The organism is Rhodoplanes roseus (assembly GCF_003258865.1).
GTDB lineage: Bacteria > Pseudomonadota > Alphaproteobacteria > Rhizobiales > Xanthobacteraceae > Rhodoplanes > Rhodoplanes roseus.
Window position 1 is genome coordinate 1 of sequence record NZ_NPEX01000704.1, and the last position, 335, is coordinate 335.

At 64.2% G+C, this 335-nt stretch carries 1 protein-coding gene; it reads left to right on the forward strand.

Going from position 1 to position 335, the window contains the following annotated elements:
* The coding region (locus CH341_RS32055) for a 3-hydroxyacyl-CoA dehydrogenase family protein (RefSeq protein ID WP_146604744.1) at window positions 1-335 on the forward strand (335 nt) is incomplete at both ends.

Here is a 335-nt window from a genome sequence, read left to right on the forward strand (position 1 = left end):
ATGGGGGCCGGCATCGCCTATGTCACGGCGCGCGCCGGCATGGGCGTCGTCCTCATCGACCGCGACCAGGAGACGGCGGAGAAGGGCAAGCTGCATTGCGCCGGTCTTCTCGAAAAGGAAGTGGCACGCGGGCGCATGAGCGAAGAGGCCGCCGTCGGCATTCTTGAACGCATCGTGGCGACGCCAGATTACGGAGCACTCGCCGAGGCCGATCTCGTCATTGAGGCCGTCTTTGAAGACCGCAAGGTCAAGGCCGAGGTGACGGAGAAGGTGAAGGCACATCTGCCGGAGGGCGCGATCTTCGCTTCCAACACCTCAACGCTGCCGATCACCTC